Annotated in this window: 5 protein-coding genes, 1 pseudogene and 1 riboswitch; of the genes and pseudogenes, 1 reads left to right on the top strand and 5 read right to left on the bottom strand. The window is 70.1% G+C overall.

Annotated features, from left to right (window positions below):
- Positions 1-13 precede the first annotated feature (13 nt).
- Positions 14-1075: a ribonucleotide-diphosphate reductase subunit beta gene (locus RZ84_RS24095; protein ID WP_043266033.1), complete on the bottom strand. Its 1062-nt coding sequence runs from the start codon at positions 1073-1075 to the stop codon at positions 14-16.
- Positions 1075-3480 carry a ribonucleoside-diphosphate reductase subunit alpha gene (locus RZ84_RS24100; protein ID WP_043266034.1) on the bottom strand — a complete coding sequence of 802 codons (2406 nt, stop codon included), beginning with the start codon at positions 3478-3480 and terminating at the stop codon, positions 1075-1077. Before RZ84_RS24100 ends, RZ84_RS24095 begins: the two co-directional genes overlap by 1 nt.
- A gap of 161 nt (positions 3481-3641) precedes the next feature.
- A riboswitch (cobalamin riboswitch) is annotated at positions 3642-3804 on the bottom strand.
- Between the two features lie 114 nt (positions 3805-3918).
- Between RZ84_RS24100 and RZ84_RS24105 the strand changes: the two genes are divergently transcribed.
- Complete coding sequence (locus RZ84_RS24105; protein WP_043266035.1) at positions 3919-4503, top strand: Uma2 family endonuclease; 585 nt, start codon at positions 3919-3921, stop codon at positions 4501-4503.
- 61 nt (positions 4504-4564) lie between these two features.
- Here RZ84_RS24105 and RZ84_RS24110 read toward each other — a convergent pair whose 3' ends face one another.
- The 3 genes and pseudogenes from RZ84_RS24110 to RZ84_RS41675 form a co-directional block, all read right to left on the bottom strand.
- Complete coding sequence (locus tag RZ84_RS24110) at positions 4565-6133, bottom strand: monocarboxylate uptake permease MctP (protein WP_241778089.1); 1569 nt, start codon at positions 6131-6133, stop codon at positions 4565-4567.
- Positions 6134-6240: 107 nt separating this feature from the next.
- Positions 6241-6501: a DUF3311 domain-containing protein gene (locus tag RZ84_RS24115; protein WP_078894137.1), complete on the bottom strand. Its 261-nt coding sequence runs from the start codon at positions 6499-6501 to the stop codon at positions 6241-6243.
- A 281-nt stretch (positions 6502-6782) separates the two neighbouring features.
- A pseudogene (locus tag RZ84_RS41675) lies at positions 6783-7116 on the bottom strand (UTRA domain-containing protein); the annotation flags it as partial.

Below are 7116 nucleotides of genomic sequence, written 5' to 3' on the forward strand. Positions count from 1 at the left end.
CGGACGCGACCGGTCAGAACTCGTCGTCGAACGAGACCGAGCCCTCGACGGCGACCTGGTAGGCCGAGGCGCGCCGCTCGAAGAAGTTGGTCAGCTCCTGCACGTTCTGGAGTTCCATGAAGGAGAACGGGTTCTCCGAGCCGTAGACCGGCGGGGAGCCCCGCCGCTGGAGCCGCTGGTCGGCGACGCACTGGAGGTACTCGCGCATCGACTCGGTGTTCATCCCGGGCAGTCCGTCACCGCACAGGTCCCGGCCGAACTGGAGCTCCGCCTCCACGGCCTCCTTGAGCATGTCCGTGACCTGCTGCCGGAGCGCGTCGTCGAAGAGGTCCGGCTCCTCCTCGCGGACCGTGTCCACCACCGAGAAGGCGAACTCCATGTGCATCGACTCGTCACGGAAGACCCAGTTGGTGCCGGTGGCGAGACCGTGCAGCAGACCGCGCGACCGGAACCAGTAGACGTACGCGAACGCGCCGTAGAAGAACAGCCCCTCGATGCAGGCCGCGAAGCAGATGAGGTTGAGCAGGAAGCGGCGGCGGTCGGCCTTGGTCTCCAGCCGCTCGATCTCCTCGACGTGGTCCATCCACCGGAAGCAGAACTGCGCCTTCTCCCGGATGGACGGGATGTTCTCCACGGCCGCGAAGGCGGCGGCGCGGTCGTCCGGGTCGGGGAGGTAGGTGTCCAGCAGCGTCAGATAGAACTGGACGTGCACCGCCTCCTCGAAGAGCTGACGGCTCAAGTACAGCCGCGCCTCGGGGGAGTTGATGTGCTTGTAGAGGGTCAGCACCAGGTTGTTGGCGACGATCGAGTCACCGGTGGCGAAGAACGCCACCAGGCGGCCGATGAGGTGCTGTTCACCGGGGGAGAGCTTGGCGAGGTCGGCCACGTCGGAGTGGAGGTCGACCTCCTCCACGGTCCAGGTGTTCTTGATCGCGTCGCGGTAGCGGTCGTAGAAGTCCGGGTAGCGCATGGGACGCAGGGTCAGCTCGAAACCCGGGTCGAGGAGGTTCTTCTTGCCGTCGGTGGTGGCGGTGTGCGCGGCCGCGGCGTTCGTTTCGGGCGACGGGTGGGACATTACTGGCATGCCTCGCAGGACTCGGGGTTTTCCAGGGAGCAGGCGACCGCCTCGGGGTCGGTCACCGGCAGCTGTGCGGGGACGGTCGCGGCGCGGGCCGACTGGGCGATCCGGGTCGCCGGCCGCGAGCGCAGGTAGTAGGTGGTCTTGATGCCGCGCTTCCAGGCGTAGGCGTACATCGAGCTGAGCTTGCCGATGGTCGGCGACGCCATGAAGAGGTTCAGCGACTGGCTCTGGTCCAGATACGGCGTACGGTCCGCGGCCATGTCGATCAGCGCGCGCTGCGGGATCTCCCAGGCGGTGCGGTAGCGGTGCCGGACGTCCTCGGGGATCCAGGTCACGTCCTGTACCGAGCCGTTGGCGTCCCGCAGCGCGTCACGGGTCCGTGCGTCCCACAGCCCCAGGGCCTTGAGCTCCTCGATCAGATAGGCGTTGACCTGGAGGAACTCACCGGAGAGCGTCTCGCGCTTGAAGAGGTTGGAGACCTGCGGCTCGATGCACTCGTACACGCCGGCGATGGAGGCGATGGTGGCGGTCGGCGCGATGGCCAGCAGCAGGGAGTTGCGCATCCCGGTCGCGGCGATCCGGGTGCGCAGCGCCGCCCAGCGGTCCGCCCACCGCGGTTCGGCGTTGGGGTAGTGGTCGGGGTGCAGCACGCCGCGGGCCGTGCGGGTCGCGGACCAGGCCGGGTGCGGGCCGTGCCGGTCGGCGAGGTCGGCGGACGCCTCGTAGGCGGCGAGCATGATCCGCTCGGAAATACGGGTCGACAGCTCCCGCGCCTCGGCCGAGTCGAACGGCAGCCGCAGCCGGAAGAAGACGTCCTGGAGGCCCATCAGGCCCAGACCGACCGGGCGCCAGCGGGAGTTGGAGGCGGCGGCCTGCCCGGTCGGGTAGAAGTTGATGTCCACCACCCGGTCGAGGAAGGTCACGGCCGTACGGACGGTGGCGTCCAGCCGCTCCCAGTCCATCGCGCCGTCCTCGCCCAGATGGGCCGCGAGGTTGACCGACCCCAGGTTGCAGACCGCGGTCTCCCCGTCGTCGGTCACCTCCAGGATCTCCGTGCAGAGGTTGGAGGAGTGCACGACCCTGCCCGGCTCGGCGGTCTGGTTGGCGGTGCGGTTGGCGGCGTCCTTGAACGTCATCCAGCCGTTGCCGGTCTGCGCCAGGGTCCGCATCATGCGGGAGTACAGCACCCGGGCCGGGATCTGCTTGAGCGCCCGCCCCTCCGCCTCGGCCTTGCGGTACGCGGCGTCGAACTCCGCGCCCCACAGGTCCACCAACTCCGGCACGTCGGCCGGCGAGAACAGCGACCAGTCGGTGTCCGCCTCGACCCGGCGCATGAACTCGTCCGGGATCCAGTGCGCGATGTTGAGGTTGTGGGTGCGCCGGGCCTCCTCGCCCGTGTTGTCGCGCAGCTCCAGGAACTCCTCGATGTCGGCGTGCCAGGTCTCCAGGTAGACGCAGGCCGCGCCCTTGCGCCGGCCGCCCTGATTGACCGCCGCCACCGAGGCGTCCAGGGTGCGCAGGAACGGCACGATGCCGTTGGAGTGCCCGTTGGTGCCGCGGATCAGCGAACCGCGGGCGCGGATACGGGAGTACGAGAGGCCGATGCCGCCCGCGTGCTTGGAGAGCCGCGCCACCTGGTGGTAGCGGTCGTAGATCGAGTCCAGCTCGTCCAGCGGGGAGTCCAGCAGATAGCACGAGGACATCTGGGGGTGCCGGGTACCGGAGTTGAACAGCGTGGGGGAGGACGGCAGGTAGGACAGCGTGCTGGTCAGCCGGTACAGTTCGGCGACGTCCGCCAGGGCCCGCTCGCTGCCGTCCTCGGCCAGACCGCAGGCCACCCGCAGCAGGAAGTGCTGCGGGGTCTCGATGACCTGCCGGGTGGTGGGGTGGCGCAGCAGATAGCGCGAGTGCAGCGTGCGCAGCCCGAAATACCCGAAACGGTCGTCGGCGCCGTCCGCCAGCGCGCCCTGGACCAGCGCGTCCAGCCGCTCGGCGTGCGTCCGGACGAACTCCGCGGTCCCGTCCGCGATCAGCCCTTCCCGGTGGCCGGTCGCCACGGAGGCGGAGAAGGAGACCGCGCCCTGGCCGGCCGCCTCCTCGGCGATGGCGAGGGTGAGCAGCCGCGCGGCGAGCCTGGAGTACTGCGGCTCGTCGCCGATCAGACCGGCCGCGGCGTCGATCGCCAGCCCCCGCAACTCGGCCTCGTCGGAGCCCGGGTGCCGCCCGCGCAGGGCGGCGGCGGCCACTTTGCCGGGGTCGGTCTCGGGCAGATCCGCGGTCAGCTCGGTCAGGGTGCGCAGCAGGGCGGTGCCCGGCCCGTCCGCGCCGGGGGGAGGCGTGGCCGCCGCGGGCTGCACGACCTCGGCGGCTGACGCGGGTTCCGTTGGCGCGATGGTCACGTGATGCTCTCCCTCACTCGGCGGGGGCCAGGAGAGGCGGCGGCGCGACGGGCGCACGTGGGCAGGCGGCACCCCGTGACGGTCAGGGGCGCGCGGGCAGGCCGCACGGCGTCCATCGGCCCAACCCTCGGGGCCCGGACGTGTCGACGCCGCACCGATGGCGGTGCGGACGTGCCGTCGGCAGGTCCTCGGACTCACGGACGCACGACCGGGCCCTACGGAACGACCGGTGGCGCGTACGCATACCGTTGCGGGACAGTCCCGGATTCGCACCGGATTCCCCTGCGGCGACAGCGAGGACGAGCATACATCTTGTGTCGCTCCCCGCACGCACCCCCACATCTTGTGTCACGGGAGTGATCAAGCGGTGTCTGTCAGTGGCCTCGGCTAGCGTCGGTCGTGCGTTCCTGCTCGGTCCGACAGCAAGGAGAAGGCGCCATGACCGCGCGCACCGACCGGCCACACATCATGACTCCCGAGCACTTCGAAGAGGCCGCCCGGATACTCGACCGCCTGGAAGAGGGCGCGCGGTTGGAACTTATCGACGGGAAGATCAGGAGCAAGCCCCTGCCGGACGGGAACCACGGGCGGATCATTCAGTGGCTCACGAGAATCTGCCTGCAGCACCGTCCCGAACTCTGGCTTCACCACCAGAGGCTCAAGGTGCAGACGCACCGCAAGGGCCGTGCCCATCCGGACGGTTCCCTCGCCCCCAGCGGTGCCTTCGGAGGGGAAGGCGAATGGGCGGACCCCGAGCCCGTGATGATGACCGTCGGTGTCACCTCCCACGACTCCGACACCGAGCGGCGTCACCGGGTGGAGAAGCCCCGGGTCTACGCCGAAACCGGCATCCCGCTCTACCTGTTGATCAACCGGAAGTCGTGCCAGGTGTCGGTGTACAGCGAGCCTGAAGGCGGTCGCTACGAGCACGTGCACACGGTGTCGTTCGGCAAGCCGCTCCACCTCCCGGACCCCGTGGACATCACCCTCGACACCGAGCCGCTCAAGGACTGGGTGGGCTGACTGCGGCAGGGCCGCCGCGTCCCTGATGAACGCGGCGGCCCCCAGCCGTAGTTGACGATGCTCAGGGCCCGGCCGGCGCCCCCGCCGTGGCCGGTGGCAGGTCGGTGGTGACGCCCTCGTCGCCGAGGTCGGCGGTGTAGTCGTCGGGGGAGGTCTCGTCGGTGCCCTCGGGGGCCTTGAAGGCCCGCAGGACGAACGTCAGGACGACCGCCACCACCACGTTCAGGACGAACGCGGTGAGGCCGATGTAGCCGATCTGGCCGATGCCGGGGATCTCCGCGCTGGAGCCGCCGAAGTGCTTCTGCGTCGGACTGGCCACCCCGTACGCGGCGAGGGTGCCGTAGAGCATGCCGGCCGCCCAGCCGGCCAAGAGGGCCCAGCGGTGGAACCAGCGGGTGAAGAGGCCGCCCACCAGCGCCGGCATGGTCTGCAGGATCCAGATGCCGCCCAGCAGTTGGAGGTTGATCGCCACGGTCTTGTCCATGGTGAGGACGAAGACCAGCGCGCCGACCTTGACCAGGAGGGAGACCAGCTTGGCGACCCGGTGTTCCTGCTCGGGCGTGGCACCGGGCCGGAGGAAGTCCTTGTAGACGTTGCGGGTGAAGAGGTTGGCGGCGGCGATCGACATGATCGCGGCGGGCACCAGCGCGCCGATGCCGATCGCGGCGAAGGCGACCCCGGCGAACCAGCTGGGGAACATGTCCGCGAAGAGCTGCGGGATCGCCAGCTGCGGGTTGCCCTTGATGTCCGTACCGGCCTTGACCGCCATGAACCCGAGCAGCGCCAGCAGCCCCAGCATGAGCGAGTACAGCGGCAGGATCGTGGTGTTGCGGCGGATCACGTCGCGGCTGCGCGAGGACAGCGTCGCGGTGATCGAGTGCGGGTACATGAACAGCGCCAGCGCCGAGCCGAGTGCCAGAGTGGCGTACGCCCACTGGGCGTTGGGGCCGCTGGTCAGTTCACCGCGCGGTTTGCCGGTCGGTCCGTGCTGGGCCAGCGCCTTGCCCGCCGCGTGGAAGACCGCGTCGAACCCGCCCAGTCTGATCGGGATGTAGATGATCGCCACCGCGATGACCAGGTAGATCAGCCCGTCCTTGACGAACGCGATCAGCGCGGGAGCGCGCAGGCCCGAGGAGTAGGTGTACGCGGCCAGCACGCCGAACGCGATCAGCAGCGGCAGGTCCTTGACGAACCCGCTGGTGTGCGCCCCGCCGCCGACGCCCATCACGTCCAGGACGGCCTGGATGCCGACCAGTTGGAGCGCGATGTACGGCATCGTGGCCAGGATGCCGGTGAGCGCCACGGCCAGCGACAGCCCCTTGGAACCGAACCGCCCGCGCACGAAGTCCGAGGTGGTGACGTACCCGTGCCTGTGCGAGACCGACCACAGGCGGGGCAGGAAGGTGAAGATCAGCGGGTAGACGAGGATGGTGTACGGGACGGCGAAGAACCCGGACGCGCCCGCGGCGTAGATCGCCGCCGGGACGGCCACGAACGTGTACGCGGTGTAGAGGTCGCCGCCGAGCAGGAACCAGGTGATCCAGGTGCCGAAACTGCGTCCGCCCAGGCCCCATTCGTCGAGGTTGGCGGACTGGTCGCCCTGTCGCCAGCGGGCGGCCAGGAAGCCCATGACGGTGACGGCGAGGAAGAAGAAGACGAAGACGGCCAGCGTGACGCCGTTGATGCCCTTGGTGGTGGCGGCGAGCTGCGCGGTGGCGGGGCCGGTGGCGGTGAGCGTCACGTGTCCGCACCGTCCTTGCGGGCGCGCTGCTCACGCCGGACGAGCCGGTAGGCGATCGAGGTGAGTGCGGTCGAGATCAGCACCCACGCCATCTGGTACCAGTAGAAGAACGGGATCCCGATCAGCGTCGGCTCGATCCTGGCGTACGAACTCACCCACAGCATCGCCACGAACGGAGCGAGCAGACACAATCCGGCCACCACGCGTGTGGGCGTGACAACCGGTCCGCGGTCCGGTGAATCGGCTTTCTCTGTCATGCCCGTGGCTCCGTCCCTGGCGAACTCCTGTGTAATCGGCATGAATTTAAGCCAGGGACGTGGCGCGCGTCACCAGCCGTCCGCATATCGGTATGGCGTCGATGTGCTGGACGGGGTCCGCTGCCGGTGCGGCGGGTGGCGGGCGGACGCGCCCGTAGGGGGCCGGCGCGCCCGTGGTGCCGGGGTGTCCGGATCGCACGGGTGCCGGGGCGCGTCCGCGGGAGCGTGCCGGGGCGCGCCCGTGGGCAAGGGGCGGCGCCGCGCGGCGGGGCCGCCGCGGCTCAGTCCGCCGGGCGCCGGAGCCGGGCCACGAACTTGTAGCGGTCGCCGCGGTAGACCGAGCGCACCCACTCCACCGGCCGGCCCTGGGCGTCGAGGGAGTGCCGGGAGAGCATCAGCATCGGCAGCCCGACGTCGGTGCCCAGGAGGCCGGCCTCGCGCGGGGTGGCCAGCGAGGTCTCGATGGTCTCCTCGGCCTCCGCGAGCCGGACGTCGTAGACCTCGGCGAGCGCGGTGTACAGGGAGGTGTACTTGACGAGATTGCGGCGCAGCGCCGGGAACCGCCGGGCGGACAGGTGGGTGGTCTCGATGGCCATCGGCTCCCCCCCGGCCCGC

It is taken from the genome of Streptomyces sp. CT34, from assembly GCF_000805335.1.
Taxonomy (GTDB): domain Bacteria; phylum Actinomycetota; class Actinomycetes; order Streptomycetales; family Streptomycetaceae; genus Streptomyces.

What these genes read in the sequence shown, in the direction of transcription:
- RZ84_RS24105 (WP_043266035.1), top strand. Translation starts at nt 3,919, where the DNA reads ATGACCGCGCGCACCGACCGGCCACACATCATGACTCCCGAGCACTTC.
- RZ84_RS24115 (WP_078894137.1), bottom strand. Translation starts at nt 6,501, where the DNA reads ATGACAGAGAAAGCCGATTCACCGGACCGCGGACCGGTTGTCACGCCC.
- RZ84_RS24095 (WP_043266033.1), bottom strand. Translation starts at nt 1,075, where the DNA reads ATGTCCCACCCGTCGCCCGAAACGAACGCCGCGGCCGCGCACACCGCC.
- RZ84_RS24110 (WP_241778089.1), bottom strand. Translation starts at nt 6,133, where the DNA reads ATGGGCTTCCTGGCCGCCCGCTGGCGACAGGGCGACCAGTCCGCCAAC.